Source organism: Acidovorax sp. 93 (assembly GCF_003633835.1).
Lineage (GTDB): Bacteria > Pseudomonadota > Gammaproteobacteria > Burkholderiales > Burkholderiaceae_C > Acidovorax > Acidovorax facilis.
Map to the genome: position 1 here is coordinate 5,086,000 of NZ_RBIT01000001.1, position 16,501 is coordinate 5,102,500.

A 16,501-nucleotide genomic window follows, 5' to 3' on the forward strand; every position below is an offset into this window, starting at 1 on the left:
CATGTCCAGCCTGAACTCGCTCGCCGTCGCTGTGGAAGTTGCCTCACGCAAGCGGGACGACGCGCGCCAGGCGCTGCAGGACATGTTGGCTGCGCAGCAGGCGGCGCGTGCCCAGCTCGACCAGCTGGAAGATTACGCCCGGGAGACCCAGGCGCGTTGGGGCATGAAGGCCGACACCACGATGAAGCCCGAGGTGATGTACCACCACTACCAGTTCATGGACCGCCTGGGCCATGCGGCGGGTGTCCAGAATGGTGTGGTGGGAGACCACGCCCATCGGGTGGAGGCCGCCAGGCGCGCCTTGCTGGAGGCGGAATTGCGTCTGGCAAGCCTGCGCAAGGTCATGGAAAAGCGGCGCCACGACCTGGAGTTGGCCGAAATGCGAAGAGATCAGAAACAAACCGATGAGCGGGCTGCGTTGCAGTACCGCAGTGCGATTCAGGGCTCTGAGGGCCGGGAGTATTGACCATGGAACCCACCAAAATTTCTTCTCCCCAGGGCACCCAGTCCGCCCATGCCGCTCGGCACCGCTCCACAGCGCAGACTCCGGACGCGAACGAACCGAGCTCTGGCGGCTTTCTGGCGCTGCTGGCAGCTTTGGGCGATGGGGCGATGGGCGGAGGCGATGGCGCTCCGCTGGATCTGGCGGCCTCCGGAGCCGCTCCTTCCGATGTGGCTTTGACGGACGCTGCAAAAGCGGCCATGGAGGCCTCCGCCATGGCTGCCTGGCAGGGTTTGCTGGTGCCCGGCGCCAATGTGCGGGTTGATGCTGCTGCGGCAGAGCGCGGGCAGGGCGGCAGCATTTTGAGTGCCGGAGCGCAGACCGGAGCGGTATTGGGGCTGGAAGCGCAGGGGGGTAGCGCCCAAGGGGGGCTGGCGTCCCTGGCGGGAATCCTTCCTGGAACGGACGGTCTTTCGCAAGGCATCGTGGCTGAAACAGCCAGGCTCGACACTTCGGCAGACTTGCAGGAAGGGCTCCCGCCGGTCGGCGGGATGGCGCAGGGTCGGATGTTCTCCCGCATGCAAAGTGCCTTGGCCCAGAAGGCAGATGCAGTGGAAATGTCTACAGGTCGCTCCCTCGGAGGAGGCGCTGCGCAGCAGTTGCCGGGCCATCAAGGCGTGGCCCTGGCTGCGGTGCAGATGGCCAGCGAGCGAATGGTGGGGATGCCAGTTGCTGGCGCATCGGATCGCAGTCCTGGGGGCATGGTGGACCCGGCGGGTGGCGCTGTGGTCGCCTCCGTTGCAGAGGGGTTGCTGTCCCCGGTAGCGTCCGCGCGAGGTGCGGACGCTGGAGGCCGCTCTGGCGAGGGGCGTTCCAGCGCCGGGGCTTGGTTGGATAGCGGCAGCGGTTCTGCGCCGGTGGAGCCGGGCTCCCTGGATGGGGCCACGGTGTTTGCCGACCCCGCACAGGCAGGTGTTGAGGAGCAGGTCGCCGAGCAGGTGGCTTATTGGGTCAACCAGAAAACACAGAATGCGGAACTGACGCTCAACCGCGACGGGCAGCCGGTAGAGGTGTCGGTGTCACTGTCGGGCAATGAGGCCCACGTGACGTTCCGCAGCGACCAGCCGCAGACCCGTGAGCTGCTGGACCGCAGCATGGCGCAATTGAGTGAGCTGTTGCGCAGTGAGGGCCTCGTGCTGTCGGGTATGTCGGTTGGCACCTCGGCGGGGCAGCGTGACGATGCGGGTGGGGCTGAGCGGCAGGGCCAGCGCGATGGCGCTCGCCAGGCGAAGGTGGTCGCTGCAGCGCCCACTGGCACGGCTTCACTGCTGCGCGGTGGCGCCCCGGATCGCGCAGTAGACGTCTTTGTGTGAGCCCGGCGGGCAGACGGGGCTACCCGCCTGCCGCCCGCGTCGCCCCCCCGGTCAGGAACTCGCTCGCGCGGCGTCTTTACGCTGCTGGCGGTACGCGAGTACCGTGTTACTCCCTACCCCAGAGCACTTCTGATAGGTTGCTTTGCAGCGGTGGCTACTCCTGCATTCCATCAGGTCTTGCTGCTGCAGCGCGACCGAACGCCGTTCCGGTGCTTGCGTGCAGAGTCCATAGCGCAGTGAATGCCATGGTTTTGGGCTTTTATTCTGGCTATTATTGGTTGCAGCCCCGCCCAATAATGGGCCATCCGGTTTTGCTCGCCCATGGATTGCGCGGGCCCGGCCCGTCTCCCACCGCAAGGAATCCGCAACGTGTCAGCCAATACTCCCGCAGCGGCCCCGGCCAAAAGCAAGAAGATGCTCATCATCATCATCGGCGTTGTGGTGGCGGTGCTGGTGATTGGTGGCGGCGCGGCGGCTTGGTTCATTTCCAGCCGCTCCCATGTCGACGAAGAAGATGGGGCTGCACCAGTCCGCAAGGAGGCCCCCAAGGTGGCCCCCACGTTCCTGCCCATGGAGAACATGGTGGTGAACCTGGCAGACCCTGGCGGTGACCGGTTTGCCCAGATTGGTATCACCCTGGAGTTGGAAGATGCCAAGACAGCAGAGCAGGTGAAGCTGTATTTGCCCTCCATACGCAGTGGCATCCTGATGCTGGTTTCCCAGCGGACTTCCACTGAACTGCTGCAGCGGGAAGGCAAGGAAAAGCTGGCTGCAGACATCCTGCGGGAAGTCTCCCGCCCCCTGGGTTACACGGTTCCGACGGAGCGTGCACGCGCTGCGGCGGCCGACAAGGAAGAGGATGCGGAGGACCGGCCTTCGCGTCGGCGCACAGAGCGCAACCCGGTGCACCGTGTGCTTTTTTCCAGCTTCATCATCCAATGACCCGGGCGAGGACCAGTCATGAGTGATTCATTTCTTTCCCAGGAAGAAGTTGATGCCCTTCTCGAAGGGGTTACTGGTGAGAGCCAGAAGTCGGTCGAGGAGGTTGCGGAGGCGGGCTCCGTGCGCAACTACGATATTTCCAGCCAGGAGCGCATCGTCCGCGGGCGTATGCCGACGATGGAAATCGTCAACGAGCGGTTTGCACGCAACTTCCGCATCGGGCTCTTCAATTTCATCCGCCGCAGTCCTGAAATCTCGGTGGGCACAGTATCCGTGCAGCGTTACAGCGCCTTTCTGCGTGAACTGGCAGTACCCACGAACTTCAACATTGTGGCCATCCGTCCGCTGCGCGGCAGCGGACTGATCGTGTGCGAGCCCTCGCTGGTTTTCGGCATCATCGACACACTGTACGGCGGCGTGGGCAAGTTCCAGACACGGATTGAAGGTCGGGATTTTTCGCCCACGGAGCAACGGGTCATCAACCGCCTGGTGGACGTGATCTGTGCTGAATACAAAAAGGCTTGGCAGGGCATTTACCCGCTGGAGCTGGAGTACCAGCGGTCTGAGATGCAGCCGCAGTTTGCCAACATTGCCACCCCCAGCGAAATCGTCGTATCCACGGCGTTTCAGCTGGAAATCGGGGACCTTTCGGGCGCCATCCACATCTGCATGCCCTACGCGACGCTGGAGCCGATCCGTGACGTGTTGTATTCGTCCACCCAGGGCGACTCCATTGAAGTGGATCGCCGCTGGGTCCGCGTGCTCACCCGGGAAATCCAGGCAGCCGAAGTGACCCTGGTGGCCGAATTGGCACGCGCCGACGCCACCGTGGAGCAGTTGCTGGCCATGAAGCCTGGCGATTTCATCGAGCTGGACCGAGAACCCCGCATTCGCGCATCGATTGGTGGGGTCCCCATTTTTGAGTGCCAGTACGGAACGCACAATTCCAAGTACGCCATTCGTATCGAAGAATGCCTGCGCAATGCCGACATGAGCTGGCTGGGAGAAAAAGATGTCAACTGAAGAAGATAACAAGGATGCTGGCGCGGACGACCCGTTTGCGGGTTGGGCCGAGGCGCTTGAAGAACAAAAGCGCACCGACGACAAGCCTGGCGACGGGGAGCAGGGTGGCCCGTTGTCTGGTGAGCCTGTACGCCCTTTCTCCGGTGGTGGCGATGGCACGGTCAACGACATCAATATGGTGCTGGACATACCCGTCCAGTTATCGGTGGAGCTTGGGCGCACCAAGGTACCCATCAAGTACATCCTTCAGCTCGCGCAAGGCTCGGTCGTGGAGCTCGATGCACTCGCGGGTGAGCCGATGGACGTTCTGGTCAATGGCTATCTCATTGCCCAGGGCGAGGTGGTGGTTGTGAATGACAAGTTTGGTATTCGCCTCACGGACGTGGTGACGCCTTCCGAGCGTTTGCGGCGGGTCAGTCGTGGATAGTGGCAGCATGACCCAGACGCTGGTCGTGGTCGTCCTTTTTGTGGGGGCCATGGCTCTACTGCCCTGGCTTGTCCGCCGGTTGCAGCAGCGGCAGGCTGCAGGCAGCGCTGGTGTGGGAGCCGCGTCCCGGGTACTGTCCGCAGTGGCTGTCGGCCCCCATCAGCGCGTGGTGACGGTGGAAGTCGGGCCCGAGCATGCGCGAACCTGGCTGGTGCTGGGCGTTACCGCTCAGCAAGTGAGCTGTCTGCATGTGTTTCCTGCTGGTCTGTCAGCTGCCCCCCATTCGGCACCCAGAGCGGAGCCTTCTTTCGCGCAGGCAGTCGCGTCCGCCGTGAACGCCCCAGGAAGCACCGCCAATGGCTGATGTATCGTTCACCCGTCGCGTGGCGCTGCTGGGAGCGGTCGCTTCTGTGGGGTTCATGGGGCATGACCTGGCCTTCGCGCAGGCGTCTGCCGGGTCCCTGCCGCTGGTGGTGGGGAGCGGTCCGTCTGGCAACAGCTACTCGGTGCCTATTCAGACACTGTTGTTCTTCACGGCGCTCTCCTTCTTGCCAGCGGTGCTGCTCATGATGACCGGCTTTACCCGGATCGTGATTGTTTTGTCGCTGTTGCGCCAGGCGCTGGGCACCCAGTCCGCGCCGCCCAACCAGGTCATCATCGGGCTGTCGCTGTTTCTCACTTTTTTTGTCATGGGGCCTACCCTGGACCGTGTGTACCAGGATGCCTATGTGCCTTACACCAATAACACCATCAGTTTTGAACAGGCTCTGGAAAAGGCCGAAGCGCCGATGCGCAGTTTCATGCTCAAGCAGACCCGGCAGTCTGACTTTGCCCTGTTTTCCCGCTTGGCGCGACTGGATTCCAGTGTGACCGCAGAAACTGCACCCCTCAGGGTGCTTGTGCCTGCATTTGTCACCAGTGAGCTGAAATCGGCGTTTCAGATCGGGTTCATGATCTTCATTCCGTTTCTGGTGATCGACATGGTGGTGTCGAGCATCCTCATGTCTTTGGGCATGATGATGTTGTCTCCGGTGCTGGTGGCACTGCCGTTCAAGCTCATGCTGTTTGTGCTTGCGGACGGCTGGAACCTGCTGATCGGCTCGCTGGCTGCCAGTTTTGTACCCTGAAGGAGCTGCCAATGACTTCACAAATGGTGCTGACCATCGGGCGTGACGCGCTGACATTGCTTCTGATGATTTCGATGCCCGTGCTCGGGGTCGTCATGGCGGTGGGATTGCTCGTGAGCATTTTTCAGGCCGTAACCCAGATCCACGAAGCGACGCTTGCGTTTGTTCCCAAGCTGATTGCTGCGATGGTGGTTTTTGCCATTGCAGGCCCCTGGATGCTCAGCACCCTGGTGGACTTTATCCGCCGGACCATCGAATCGATTCCTTCGATGATTGGCTAGCCCGGTGAGAGGGCGAGCTATGGGTTTTTTCCTGAAGCCGGGTCCTCCAGACGCCCGCTTCAAAGCCCGTTGAGGATCGTGTGATCACTTTCACCGAGGCTCAGCTGATGGCTTGGCTTTCGCCCATTCTGTGGCCCTTTTTGCGCGTGCTGGCCGTGTTTTCGGTCGCGCCGGTGTTCTCCATGCGCACAGTTCCCATGCGCGTCAAAATTGGACTGGCGTTTCTGGTGGCACTGTGCGCGCAGGGTGTGCTGGGTGATCAGCCGGTCATCAGCGTCAATGGTCGTGAGGCGTTTGGTGCTGTTGCTCAGCAGGTGGCCGTGGGCCTTGCGATCGGTTTCTCTGTCAGGCTGGTGTTTGCGGCCGTGGAACTGGCGGGTGAAATCATCGGTTTGCAGATGGGCTTGAATTTCGCGTCGTTCTTTGACCCGTCGTCCAATGCGCAGATCAGCGCCGTTGCGCGGTTTTTTGGGCATATGGCCATGCTGCTTTTTGTGGTCATCAATGGTCACTTGCTGATCCTGATGGCCGTGGTGAAAAGCTTTGACCGCTTTCCTGTCGATGGAAACTTTTTGCAGGCGCTCGGGCAGATGCGCCTTTATGAACTGGGCTCGTCGCTGTTCGCCAGCGCGCTCTGGATTGCCCTGCCGATGATTGCGCTGTTGCTGTTTGTCAATTTGACGCTGGGCATCATTTCCCGCGTGGCACCGCAAATGAATATCTATGCGGTCGGCTTCCCCGTGACGTTGACTGTAGGCATGCTGGGTATTGTGGCCACACTGCCGCTACTGGAGCAACCCGTGCTCGCGCTCATGCAGCAGGCAGTCGATCTGTTTGCTGCTCAGCGGTAGTCATAGGTGGCGCTGGGGGCAGGTTCAGACCAGCTGGTTTCGGATGGCGTAGACGGTAAGCTCCGCATTGTTGGACAGCTTGAGCTTTTCCAGCACCCGTGAACGGTAGACACTCACTGTCTTTGGACTCAGCATCAGCTCTTCTGCAATGTCCGACAGCCTGCGTCCGGACGCGATTTTGACCAGCGTTTGCAGCTCCCGCTCCGACAAGGCCGTGTGTGGCGCTTCCGGCGTAGGCTGTGCCAGGCTGTCCGCGAGCATCTGCGCCACTTCTGCCGTGAGGTACTTGCGTCCCTGCATGACGGTCCGCACGGCAGCAATCAGCTCGACCGGGTCCCCTGCCTTGTTGGCATATCCTTGCGCGCCAGCTTTCAGGCAGCGCAGGGCGTACTGATCTTCTGGATACATCGAGACCACCAGCACCTTGATGGCGGAATGGGTTTCGCGCAAGCTGGTGAGCACCTCCAAGCCGCTGCGGCCCGGCATATTCAAGTCCAGCAGCAATACGTCGCAGGCGGCGGAGCGCAAGACCTCGCGCAACTCGGAATATCCTCCGGCCTCGCCAGTTACCTGGATGTCGGGCGCGTCGGCCAGCGTGTCGCGTATTCCACGCCGCAAGACGGCGTGGTCATCGCACAGGACCACATGAATCACTGCGCATCTCCTGGAGCTGGTGGTGTTGCGTGCGATGTTAGCGGTATGGACAGGATCACCGACGTGCCCTGGCCGGGCCGACTGCTGATGTCCAGCCATCCCCCCACGGTCCGGGCACGCTCATGCAGGCCTTTGAGCCCAAAGGCTTTTGGTTTTTCGAGCATGCAGGGGTCAATGCCTTGCCCATCGTCAGTCACTTCCAATGTCAGGACATCCTCTTTGTCGGAGAGATCAATGTGCACTGTGCGGGGATGTGCGTGTTTGGAGATGTTGGTCAGCGCCTCCTGCGCTGTGCGATAGGCAACCAGCTGAATATCTGCGGTGGCCCGGATAGATTCGCTGCTGCTGATAACCCGGGCGGGAATGCCCGAGCGACGCTCAAATCCGGCGGCAAGCCATTGCACCGCTGCCACCAGTCCCTGTTCAAGAATCGGGGGGCGCAGGTTCATCATGATGCGTTGGCTTGCTCCAATGGCATGCTGCAGCATCTCTGCCGCTGAGGCTGCATGCTCTTGCATCTCCGTATTGGTGCAATGGCGTCCGATCCATGCCACATCGAACCTGACGGCGGTCAGTGCGCCGCCGATATCGTCATGGATCTCGCGGGCAATGGACGCACGTTCCTGCTCGATCGAGGTTTGCAGATGTTCCGTCAGGTCAGCCAGTCGGCGCTCCGAGGCTTCCAGTTGCGAGACAGCCAGTTCGCGCGCCTGACGGGCTTCATGAACCTCCAGGGCGCGTGCAATGACATGCGGCAGCCGCTGAAGGTCGTCTTTAAGCAGGTAATCGGCAATGCCCAGGCGGATCGCATCTACAGCTGCTGCCTCGCCGATGGCTCCCGACAGAAGGATAAAGGGGGGGTGTTGCGGCTTTTGCACCACATGTGCCCACGCGTCCAATGCCGTGAAGCCGGGCAGCCGGTAATCTGCCAAGATGATGTCGAACGGCTGGATATCTGTGAGCCGCTGGAATTCGGAGAGCGAATCCACCCGATGGAGGTGGCAGTGGAGACCGGAGCGCCGCAGGGTCAATGCGGTCAACTCATGATCTGCCAGTGAATCTTCAAGATGCAGGATGTTGAGGGTCTGGTCTGATGCTATGGTGACCATAGGAGCGCTATCATAGGATACAAATTGGAACAAACAAGGGTGTTTGTCCGATTGGGATGGTTTCAGCGTCAGCGTCCAATGGGCGCTGACACCACGGTGCACACGGGCTTGGGGCCACTGTGCGGGTGTCGTAGTTCTGTGTTTTTGCGTGCTTTGCTGCTGCGTGCCGCGATGGAGAAACGATGCAATCTACGCTAACAACGTCTGGAGGACCTGCTGTCCAGGTTCCCGTCATGGTGGCGGCAGAACTGCAGGATTCGTTGCTGGTCGTTATGCATGACCTGCATCGCCTGGAAGGACTGCTCAACCATGCTACCGATAACCTGCTGGAACGCTTTGGGGAGGCAAACGCGGTGCTGACGGATGCTGCCGTTGCAGATTCCCCGGAGCTGGTAGCTGCCCGCGCTGCGCTGCGCAGTGCAGTGACTGAGTTGCAGTTCCAGGATATGGCGTCCCAGCTGATATGGCACACGACCAAGGTGCTTCAAGGATGCGCGTTTCGTTTGGCTTCCGAAGCCATGGGCAATGAAGATGGCGAAGAAGCGGCGCCCTTTGCGGAGATGGCGCCCGACCGGCCTAACCCTGTCACGCAGAGCGAGATGGATGCCGGTTCGGTGGACCTGTTCTGATCTTTACATCACTGGTTAACCTATATATTTAAGTCAGTTGGAGCCTTACATGCAATCGATCCTTGCCGTAGATGATTCACCGTCCATGCGGAAAATGGTGTCGTTCACTCTGACGGGTGCCGGCTATCACGTCGTGGAGGCGGTGGATGGGCAGGATGCCCTGGAAAAGGCCGAGAGCCACAATATTGATCTTGTGCTCGCTGACCAGAACATGCCCCGGCTTGACGGGATCGGGCTCACTCGGAAACTGCGTGAGAACCCTAAGTTCAAGACCATTCCCATTCTGATCCTCACCACCGAGTCCAGTGATCAGATGAAGCAGGCGGGACGTACTGCTGGCGCGACCGGCTGGTTGGTCAAGCCCTTCGATCCCAATCGCCTGATTGAAGTTATCCAGAAAGTGATCCGCTGAGTCGGGTTGTCCGGGATCACCAAGTACACAGGAGCCCATGATGGCGGAAACTTACCAAGAAGGATCGGGTGCAGGTGCTGACTTCGACCTGAGCCAGTTTTATCAGATCTTTTTCGAGGAAGCGGGCGAAAACCTGGACCAGATGGAGCAGATGCTTCTGGATCTGGATTTGAGTAGCGCCAATGACGAAGAACTCAATGGCATCTTCCGGTGCGCCCATTCCATCAAGGGTGGTTCAGCCACTTTTGGATTCTCGGATGTTGCGGAGTTGACCCACCAGATGGAGTCTCTCCTGGACCGCTTGCGCCGCCACGAGCTCCAGCCGATTCCGCAGATGGTGGATGTGCTCCTCGAATCTGCCGACGCCTCACGGAGCCTGCTGGCCCGCCACCAAGCAGGTGGGCAGGGCGAAGCTGTTTCCACCACCTCACTGGTGCGTCGCATTAGTGAACTTGCTGCAGGGCTGGTCCCCGGGGATGCCCCTGCTGTCGCTCCGCCCCCGCCGCCAGCCGCACCTGCTCCAACTCCAGCTCCACAGGCTGCAGCACCAGCGCCAGCACCGAAGGTAGTGACACCGTCGGTAGCCGGACAGGCGCGGACCCTGGAGATTCAGATTGGGCCCTTGGATCGACTGGAGCAGGCGGATGCCATCAAGGAGCTTTTTCGGGATATCCCGGGCCTCGGGGCGATCCGTGACATAGAAAGTCCACAGGCCAATACGCGGAGTTTCGCGGTGGAGACCACCTCCACCAATGACGATCTGCTCGACCTGTTTGCCTTTCATGTGGCCAAGGAACAGGTGCTGATCCGTGAAGCTGCGGCGCCAGCGTCCGGCGCTGCCGCCGACGAGGATGAAGAAACGGTCCTTGCTGCTGGCGCCGCTGGGGGTGAGGCCTACGGTTTCTTCAGCGAAGCGCCTGGCGCCCCACGTGCGGATGCACCTCACGCAGCGCAGGCCCCAACCCAAGCTGTGAAGGTTGCTGCAGCCCCCAAGGCCAGCGAGCCGAAGGTTGCCATGCAGGCGCAGATGGAGTCCACGACCATTCGGGTCGATGTGAAAAAGGTCGACCAGCTCATCAATCTGGTGGGCGAACTGGTGATCACCCAGGCGATGCTGGCGCAAAACAGCCGGGGCCTGGATGCTGGGGCGTACCAGCAGTTGCTGGCAGGGCTGGCTGACCTGGATCGCAATACCCGCGATCTTCAGGAGTCGGTCATGTCGATCCGCATGATTCCGATGTCCATTGTCTTCAGCCGTTTCCCCCGCATGCTCCGGGACCTTGCCAACAAGCTGGGCAAGAAGGTGGAACTGGTGACGCTGGGCGAAGCCACCGAACTGGACAAGGGGCTGGTGGAAAAGATCACCGATCCGCTGACTCACTTGGTGCGCAACAGTTGCGACCACGGTATTGAGATGCCCGCAGACCGATTGGCCAAAGGCAAATCCGAGCATGGGACCATCACGTTGTCTGCCTCTCACCAAGGCGGCTCGATCGTGATTGAGGTACGCGACGATGGCCGTGGGCTCTCGCGCGAAAAGATTCTCAGCAAGGCCCAAGAGCGTGGCATTGAAGTGTCCGAGCAGATGAGCGACGCGGAGGTCTGGCAATTGATCTTCGCGCCCGGCTTCTCCACGGCTGACGAGGTGACGGATGTGTCCGGGCGTGGAGTGGGAATGGATGTGGTCAAGCGCAACATCGCTGCACTCAATGGTTCGGTCGAAATAGATTCCGCTGAAGGCTACGGGATGAAGGTTTCTGTGCGCCTGCCGCTGACGCTGGCCATCATGGATGGCATGTCCGTGGGCGTGAGTGATGAGGTCTACATTCTTCCGCTGTCTTCGGTGGTGGAGTCCTTCCAGGTCAATGCAGACGATGTGAGCACTGTGGCCCAAGGTTCGCAACTGGTGAAAGTGCGCGATGAATACATGCCGGTGATTGCGCTGGAGAAAATTTTCCAGGTGCCGCGTTTCGATCCCAACAAATCCAGCAACATCATGGTGGTGGTTGAGGCGGATGGCAGCCGTGTGGCGCTGTTGGTTGATGAGTTGCTGGGCCAACACCAGGTGGTGGTCAAGAACCTGGAGTCGAACTACCGCAAGGTTCCCAACGTATCGGGGGCCACTATCTTGGGTGACGGCACGGTCGCACTCATTCTGGACACAGGCGGCTTGGTGCGCAGGGCGCGCCACTAGATTCAAGCGGCCGTTCCAGGGGCACGGCGCTGTCACGAAAGGAGAAGCACCATGAGTGTGATGGGTAAAACAGCAGAGGCGGTGCCAACGGGCACCCGTGAATATCTGACTTTCCGTCTCGACCAGGAAGAGTACGGTATCGACATCCTGAAGGTGCAGGAGATACGTGGCTATGAGCCACCTACACGGATTGCGAACGCCCCTAACTTCATCAAGGGTGTCGTCAATTTGCGCGGCACCATCGTGCCCATCGTTGACATGCGGCTCAAGTTCAACTGCGCGCAAGCCGACTACAACAGCTTCACGGTGGTCATCATTCTGAACCTCCGCAACCGGGTGGTCGGAATCGTGGTGGACTCCGTCAGCGACGTGATGGAGCTGACACCTGAGAGCATCCGTTCGGCGCCTGATATCGAAAGCGCCATCGACAACAGCTGCATCCTGGGGCTGGGGTCGGTGGGGGAGCGGATGCTGATTTTGCTGGACATCGAGAAACTCATGTCCGGCGTAGACATGGGGCTGGTGACTGCCAACGAGTAGGACTCCTCCGTCACCAACGTGGTGGACCCGGCACCTGCCAGATTTCAGGTGTGGCTTGCAGATCTCTAGGAGCGAACAGGATTTCCCGTCGGACGATCAATATGGCCCAACCCACCAGTGCCTCTTCAATAGCCCGGCCTCCCGTTGGCAGGGCGGATCCAGCGTTTGCCGCTGCTGCAGCGCCGTCGGGGCCGCTGGCTCAAGGGCGTGAATTCGTCTGGACCAATGCAGATTTTGCGCGGGTGCAGGCCTTGATCTATCAACGGGCCGGGATCAGCTTGCACGATGGCAAGCACGCCATGGTGTATAGCCGCCTTTCACGCCGCTTGCGGGACACGGGCCACAGCAGCTTTCACGACTATCTGGGATGGCTGGAGACGCACGACGGGCCGGAGTGGCAGGAGTTCATCAATGCCCTGACCACCAACCTCACTGCGTTCTTCCGCGAGCAGCACCACTTTGAGATTTTTGCTTCGCACCTGCGGAGCAAGCCGTCTGCCAGCTGGAAGGTTTGGTGCAACGCGGCATCCACCGGAGAAGAGCCTTATTCCATTGTCATGACCGCGTTCGAGGCGCTGGGAGCCAACGCTTCTTTCAAGCTGACTGCCAGTGACATTGATTCCCGCGTGCTGGCGACGGCGGCGCAAGGGGTGTACCGCCTTGACAGTCTCAAGGGGCTGAGCCCGGAGCGCCTGCAAAAGTTTTTTCTGCGGGGAAAGGGTGGCAACCTGGGGATGGTGCGGGCCAAGCCGGAGTTGCGCCGCGCTATTGACTTTATGAGCGTGAACCTCATCCGGGACGACTGGCCGTTCAAAGAGCCCTTCGATGTGGTCTTTTGCCGCAATGTGATGATCTACTTTGACGCCGCCACGCAGCGACGCGTGCTGGAAAGGATTCACCGGGTCCTGAAACCCGGGGGCATGCTGTTTGTGGGGCATGCCGAAAACTTTAGCGAGTCCAGAGACCTGTTTACGCTGCGTGGCAAGACCGTGTACGAGCGTCGCTGACCTGCCATGTTGCCTCGCACCTAGCCCATGACCAATATTCCATCAGGATCCTCTCTTTCTCCGGCCGCCGCCTCTTCTGGTGCGTCCGAGCGGCGCCGTGCCCCTCGCATTGCGCCGTTGAGTGCGGACATCTACTCTGCGGGGGCAGGTCCTGCAAGGGAATCATCGCTGCAAGATCTCAAAGCGCGCAGCCGCAAGCCTGGGGAGGCATCCTTTTTCTACCTGGACCATCATTTCCAGCACAACGCTGTGAAGGTGCTTCCTGGTGAGTATTTCGTCGGCGACGAGAACATGATCATCATGACCGTGTTGGGGTCGTGTATTGCCGCCTGCTTGTGGGACAGCCGCGCGCATGTGGGAGGGATGAACCATTTCATGCTGCCCGATGGTGACGTGGCGGATGCGTCGGGCCGCTATGGTTCGTACGCGATGGAATTGCTGATCAACCAGATGCTCAAGCTGGGCGCCCGGCGCGAGACCATGCAGGCCAAGATATTTGGCGGGGCGCAGGTCATGCACAACTTCACGACCATGAACGTCGGTGAGCGCAACACCAATTTTGTTTTGAACTACCTGCACACGGAGCGGATTCCCATCGTCTCCGAGGATGTATTGGATATTTATCCGCGCAAGGTGGTTTTTTTCCCCATCACGGGGAAGGCCATGGTCAAGCGATTGGCACACGCACATCCCGAAACCCTGGTGGCCCAGGAAGTGCGTGGCAATGCAGCTACTGTGGCAAAGACTACCTCGGGCGGTTCTGTCGATCTGTTTTGAGGAAGGCGTGAGTTAATGAGCAGGAAAATCCGGGTGATCGTGGTGGACGATTCGGCGCTGGTCCGTAGTCTGCTGTCCGAGATCATCAACCGGCAGCGGGACATGGAGTGCATTGGCACGGCCAACGATCCCTTGGTGGCACGCGAGATGATCCGCGAGCTCAATCCTGATGTCATCACACTGGATGTTGAGATGCCACGGATGGATGGCATCGATTTTCTGGGGCGTCTGATGCGCTTGCGCCCGATGCCAGTGGTGATGATTTCCACGCTGACGGAGCGGGGCGCCGAGGTGACCATGAAGGCGCTCGAACTGGGGGCCGTCGATTTTGTGGCCAAGCCCCGGGTGGGGCTGGCCAGCGGCCTCAATGATCTCGCTGCGCAGATCGTGGACAAGATCCGTGTGGCTGCGGTCGCCCAGGTCCGCCGTGCACCCGTGCGTGACGCTGCGCCAGCAGGGGGCGGCGCCGGGGCTGCTGTCGCGCCCCCAGCCTCGGCGCTCCTGGGCCGTCTGTCCACCGAAAAGCTGATCTGCATTGGTGCTTCCACAGGGGGGACGGAGGCTATCAAGGAGGTGCTGGTGCAAATGCCGGCGGATTCGCCCGCGATTGTCATTACCCAGCACATGCCTCCAGGGTTCACCACCAGCTTTGCTGCCCGCTTGAATGGCTTGTGTCAGATTACGGTCAAAGAGGCGGTCAATGGCGAGCGCATCTTGCCTGGCCATGCCTACATCGCGCCGGGTGGCACCCAGTTCCATGTAGCACGTAGTGGTGCCAACTATGTGGCGGTGGTGGATGATGGTCCGCCCGTGAATCGTCACAAGCCCTCGGTGGAAGTGCTGTTCAAATCTGCCGCCGCAGTGGTTGGACGCAACGCCTTCGGCATCATGCTCACTGGAATGGGTAATGATGGAGCGGCTGCGATGCGCGAAATGAAGGACGCCGGCAGCTACAACTATGTGCAGGATGAGGCGACCTGTATTGTCTTTGGCATGCCGCGTGAGGCCATTGCCCATGGCGCTGCTGATGAGGTTCTGCCGCTGGGGCAGATCGCGCCTGCGCTGATCACCCGTCTGCGCGGCGCTACGGATCGGCTGCACCACCGCATCTGATGGAATAACGCGGCCCTTGAGCGCTGCAGGCTGGATGGTTTCCTGCGGGCCGCGCTATGTTCCCCGACCGGCTAACGCTATGCGGACAGGGCTGTCCAGCGCTCCAGTGCGGCCATCAACTCGTCTTCGATCGCGCCCGCCCTCGCGGTCATGACTGCTGCCCGCGCCGGATCGGTGCTGTAGAGGGTCCCATCTGCCAGCGCCTCTTGGAGCGCCTGCTGTTCAGATTCCAGGCTGGCGATCTGCGCCGGGAGCTGATCCAGTTCGCGCTGCTCCTTGTAGCTAAGCTTCTTTTTTGATAGCTGTTCGGGCTTGTTGGATAAGCGCTGATCGGCATTTTGGCTCAAACTTTCCGCATCAACCTTTTTGGTGGCGGGTGCTGAAGCGTTGAGAGCCCTGCTGCGCTTGGATTGCAGCAGCCAGTCCTGCACGCCGCCTTCGTACTCTCGCCACAGTCCATCGCCTTCAAATGCGATGGTGCTGGTGACGACGTTGTCGAGAAAGGTTCGGTCGTGGCTGACGAGGAAGACCGTACCTTCATAGTTCTCCAGCAGCTCTTCTAGGAGATCCAGCGTGTCGATGTCCAGATCATTGGTGGGTTCATCCAGCACCAGGACGTTGGCAGGACGGGCGAACAGCCGCGCCAACAGCAAGCGGTTACGTTCCCCACCCGATAGCGAGCGAACCGGAGAGTGCGCGCGGGCCGGAGAGAACAGGAAATCGCTCAGATAGCTTTTCACGTGTTTGCGCTGGTTGCCAATCTCGATCCATTCGCTGCCCGGGCTGATGAAGTCTTCCAGCGTGGCATCCAGATTGACCGCGTGGCGCATCTGGTCGAAATACGCAACTTGCAGGTTGGCTCCCTGGCGGATGGTGCCCTCGTCAGGCGCGAGCTCGCCAAGGATCATCTTGAGGAGCGTGGTCTTGCCTGCACCATTGGGGCCAATCAGTCCCACCTTGTCGCCGCGCAGGATGGTCCCCGTGAAGTTGCGAACAATGGTCTTGTCGCCGAACGATTTGCCCACCCCGGCCAGTTCAGCGACGATCTTGCCCTGGTAGCCATTGGAACCACCGGTTGCCACATCCATGCGAACGCTGCCGACCACCTCGCGACGTGCTTCGCGGCGCGCACGCAAATGCTCCAGGCGGCTGATGCGGCTCTGGCTGCGCGTACGGCGTGCTTCGACGCCACGACGTATCCAGACCTCTTCCTGCGCCAAAAGCTTGTCGGCTTTGGCCGAGATGACAGCCTCCTGCGCCAGCTGTTCTTCTTTCTGTATCTGGTACTGCGCGAAGTTTCCGGGGTAAGACCGGAGCTGGCCTCGGTCGAGTTCCACAATGCGCGTGGCGACCCGGTCCAGGAATGATCGATCATGGGTGATGGTGACAACGCTGCCGGGAAAGTCGAGCAGAAGGTCCTCCAGCCATTCAATCGAATCAAGATCCAGATGGTTGGTCGGCTCATCCAGCAACAGTACGTCTGGGCGTGCCACCAAGGCCTGTGCCAAGGCCACGCGTTTTTTGGTTCCGCCCGACAGCGTGCCGACCACCGCATGCGGATCAAGGTGCAGCCGCTGCAGGGTTTCCTCCACCCGCTGCT

General features: G+C 60.5%; 19 protein-coding genes (1 of these 19 cut by a window edge). 16 read left to right on the plus strand and 3 right to left on the minus strand.

Annotation, left to right across the window (positions count from 1 at the left end; translation table 11 throughout):
• Window position 1: 1 nt before the first annotated feature.
• The 9 genes from fliJ (at window position 2) to fliR (ending at window position 6,466) form a co-directional block, all read left to right on the plus strand.
• Complete coding sequence (fliJ, locus tag C8C93_RS23315) at window positions 2-466, plus strand: flagellar export protein FliJ (RefSeq protein WP_055398283.1); 465 nt, start codon at window positions 2-4, stop codon at window positions 464-466.
• 2 nt (window positions 467-468) lie between these two features.
• Complete coding sequence (locus tag C8C93_RS25495) at window positions 469-1,815, plus strand: flagellar hook-length control protein FliK (RefSeq protein ID WP_233559547.1); 1,347 nt, start codon at window positions 469-471, stop codon at window positions 1,813-1,815.
• A gap of 369 nt (window positions 1,816-2,184) precedes the next feature.
• On the plus strand, window positions 2,185-2,757 hold the full coding sequence (fliL, locus tag C8C93_RS23325; protein ID WP_121508461.1) for a flagellar basal body-associated protein FliL: 573 nt from the start codon (window positions 2,185-2,187) through the stop codon (window positions 2,755-2,757).
• Window positions 2,758-2,775: 18 nt separating this feature from the next.
• The gene (gene fliM / locus C8C93_RS23330) at window positions 2,776-3,780 is read left to right on the plus strand and encodes a flagellar motor switch protein FliM (protein ID WP_010466026.1); all 1,005 of its coding nucleotides are present in this window, start codon (window positions 2,776-2,778) and stop codon (window positions 3,778-3,780) included.
• Complete coding sequence (gene fliN, locus C8C93_RS23335) at window positions 3,770-4,207, plus strand: flagellar motor switch protein FliN (protein ID WP_055398281.1); 438 nt, start codon at window positions 3,770-3,772, stop codon at window positions 4,205-4,207. Before fliM ends, fliN begins: the two co-directional genes overlap by 11 nt.
• A 7-nt stretch (window positions 4,208-4,214) precedes the next feature.
• Window positions 4,215-4,571 carry a flagellar biosynthetic protein FliO gene (locus C8C93_RS23340; protein ID WP_121508462.1) on the plus strand — a complete coding sequence of 119 codons (357 nt, stop codon included), beginning with the start codon at window positions 4,215-4,217 and terminating at the stop codon, window positions 4,569-4,571.
• Window positions 4,572-4,626: 55 nt separating this feature from the next.
• Window positions 4,627-5,334 (plus strand): flagellar type III secretion system pore protein FliP, encoded by a 708-nt coding sequence (gene fliP / locus C8C93_RS23345; protein WP_121422887.1) that lies wholly within the window; start codon window positions 4,627-4,629, stop codon window positions 5,332-5,334.
• Window positions 5,335-5,345: 11 nt separating this feature from the next.
• Window positions 5,346-5,615 carry a flagellar biosynthesis protein FliQ gene (fliQ, locus tag C8C93_RS23350; RefSeq protein WP_015015801.1) on the plus strand — a complete coding sequence of 90 codons (270 nt, stop codon included), beginning with the start codon at window positions 5,346-5,348 and terminating at the stop codon, window positions 5,613-5,615.
• A gap of 80 nt (window positions 5,616-5,695) precedes the next feature.
• A complete protein-coding gene (fliR, locus tag C8C93_RS23355) occupies window positions 5,696-6,466 on the plus strand; it encodes a flagellar biosynthetic protein FliR (RefSeq protein ID WP_055398277.1) in 771 nt (256 codons plus the stop codon).
• A 24-nt stretch (window positions 6,467-6,490) separates the two neighbouring features.
• On the opposite strand, the gene C8C93_RS23360 is transcribed toward fliR, so the two are convergent.
• Both C8C93_RS23360 and C8C93_RS23365 read right to left on the minus strand, forming a co-directional pair.
• Complete coding sequence (locus C8C93_RS23360) at window positions 6,491-7,120, minus strand: response regulator transcription factor (protein WP_121421275.1); 630 nt, start codon at window positions 7,118-7,120, stop codon at window positions 6,491-6,493.
• The gene (locus C8C93_RS23365) at window positions 7,117-8,229 is read right to left on the minus strand and encodes an ATP-binding protein (RefSeq protein ID WP_121508463.1); all 1,113 of its coding nucleotides are present in this window, start codon (window positions 8,227-8,229) and stop codon (window positions 7,117-7,119) included. The genes C8C93_RS23360 and C8C93_RS23365 overlap by 4 nt, the downstream gene beginning before the upstream one ends.
• Before the next feature lie 182 nt (window positions 8,230-8,411).
• Between C8C93_RS23365 and C8C93_RS23370 the strand changes: the two genes are divergently transcribed.
• The 7 genes from C8C93_RS23370 (at window position 8,412) to C8C93_RS23400 (ending at window position 14,901) form a co-directional block, all read left to right on the plus strand.
• The gene (locus tag C8C93_RS23370) at window positions 8,412-8,858 is read left to right on the plus strand and encodes a hypothetical protein (protein WP_010466010.1); all 447 of its coding nucleotides are present in this window, start codon (window positions 8,412-8,414) and stop codon (window positions 8,856-8,858) included.
• Window positions 8,859-8,907: 49 nt separating this feature from the next.
• The gene (locus C8C93_RS23375) at window positions 8,908-9,270 is read left to right on the plus strand and encodes a response regulator (RefSeq protein WP_010466008.1); all 363 of its coding nucleotides are present in this window, start codon (window positions 8,908-8,910) and stop codon (window positions 9,268-9,270) included.
• A gap of 40 nt (window positions 9,271-9,310) precedes the next feature.
• Entirely contained in the window at window positions 9,311-11,464 is a 2,154-nt protein-coding gene (locus C8C93_RS23380; RefSeq protein ID WP_121508952.1) for a chemotaxis protein CheW, read from the plus strand.
• A 51-nt stretch (window positions 11,465-11,515) separates the two neighbouring features.
• Entirely contained in the window at window positions 11,516-12,004 is a 489-nt protein-coding gene (locus C8C93_RS23385; RefSeq protein WP_010466005.1) for a chemotaxis protein CheW, read from the plus strand.
• A 101-nt stretch (window positions 12,005-12,105) separates the two neighbouring features.
• Window positions 12,106-13,011, plus strand: coding sequence for a CheR family methyltransferase (locus C8C93_RS23390; protein ID WP_121508464.1), 906 nt, complete (start codon window positions 12,106-12,108; stop codon window positions 13,009-13,011).
• A 27-nt stretch (window positions 13,012-13,038) separates the two neighbouring features.
• Window positions 13,039-13,788, plus strand: coding sequence for a chemoreceptor glutamine deamidase CheD (gene cheD, locus C8C93_RS23395; RefSeq protein ID WP_199727066.1), 750 nt, complete (start codon window positions 13,039-13,041; stop codon window positions 13,786-13,788).
• A 15-nt stretch (window positions 13,789-13,803) separates the two neighbouring features.
• Window positions 13,804-14,901 carry a chemotaxis response regulator protein-glutamate methylesterase gene (locus C8C93_RS23400; RefSeq protein WP_055398272.1) on the plus strand — a complete coding sequence of 366 codons (1,098 nt, stop codon included), beginning with the start codon at window positions 13,804-13,806 and terminating at the stop codon, window positions 14,899-14,901.
• Window positions 14,902-14,978: 77 nt separating this feature from the next.
• Here C8C93_RS23400 and C8C93_RS23405 read toward each other — a convergent pair whose 3' ends face one another.
• Window positions 14,979-16,501, minus strand: partial view of an ATP-binding cassette domain-containing protein gene (locus tag C8C93_RS23405; RefSeq protein ID WP_121508466.1) — the 3' portion only. The gene runs 376 nt beyond the window's last position; only the last 1,523 of its 1,899 coding nucleotides appear in the window; its start codon lies off the right edge, out of view; it ends in the stop codon at window positions 14,979-14,981.

Coding starts and splice junctions, on each gene's coding strand:
- fliJ (WP_055398283.1), top strand. CDS start 2: ATGTCCAGCCTGAACTCGCTCGCCGTCGCTGTGGAAGTTGCCTCACGC.
- C8C93_RS25495 (WP_233559547.1), top strand. CDS start 469: ATGGAACCCACCAAAATTTCTTCTCCCCAGGGCACCCAGTCCGCCCAT.
- fliM (WP_010466026.1), top strand. CDS start 2,776: ATGAGTGATTCATTTCTTTCCCAGGAAGAAGTTGATGCCCTTCTCGAA.
- fliN (WP_055398281.1), top strand. CDS start 3,770: ATGTCAACTGAAGAAGATAACAAGGATGCTGGCGCGGACGACCCGTTT.
- C8C93_RS23340 (WP_121508462.1), top strand. CDS start 4,215: ATGACCCAGACGCTGGTCGTGGTCGTCCTTTTTGTGGGGGCCATGGCT.
- fliP (WP_121422887.1), top strand. CDS start 4,627: ATGGGGCATGACCTGGCCTTCGCGCAGGCGTCTGCCGGGTCCCTGCCG.
- fliQ (WP_015015801.1), top strand. CDS start 5,346: ATGACTTCACAAATGGTGCTGACCATCGGGCGTGACGCGCTGACATTG.
- C8C93_RS23365 (WP_121508463.1), bottom strand. CDS start 8,229: ATGGTCACCATAGCATCAGACCAGACCCTCAACATCCTGCATCTTGAA.
- C8C93_RS23370 (WP_010466010.1), top strand. CDS start 8,412: ATGCAATCTACGCTAACAACGTCTGGAGGACCTGCTGTCCAGGTTCCC.
- C8C93_RS23375 (WP_010466008.1), top strand. CDS start 8,908: ATGCAATCGATCCTTGCCGTAGATGATTCACCGTCCATGCGGAAAATG.
- C8C93_RS23380 (WP_121508952.1), top strand. CDS start 9,311: ATGGCGGAAACTTACCAAGAAGGATCGGGTGCAGGTGCTGACTTCGAC.
- C8C93_RS23385 (WP_010466005.1), top strand. CDS start 11,516: ATGAGTGTGATGGGTAAAACAGCAGAGGCGGTGCCAACGGGCACCCGT.
- C8C93_RS23390 (WP_121508464.1), top strand. CDS start 12,106: ATGGCCCAACCCACCAGTGCCTCTTCAATAGCCCGGCCTCCCGTTGGC.
- cheD (WP_199727066.1), top strand. CDS start 13,039: ATGACCAATATTCCATCAGGATCCTCTCTTTCTCCGGCCGCCGCCTCT.
- C8C93_RS23400 (WP_055398272.1), top strand. CDS start 13,804: ATGAGCAGGAAAATCCGGGTGATCGTGGTGGACGATTCGGCGCTGGTC.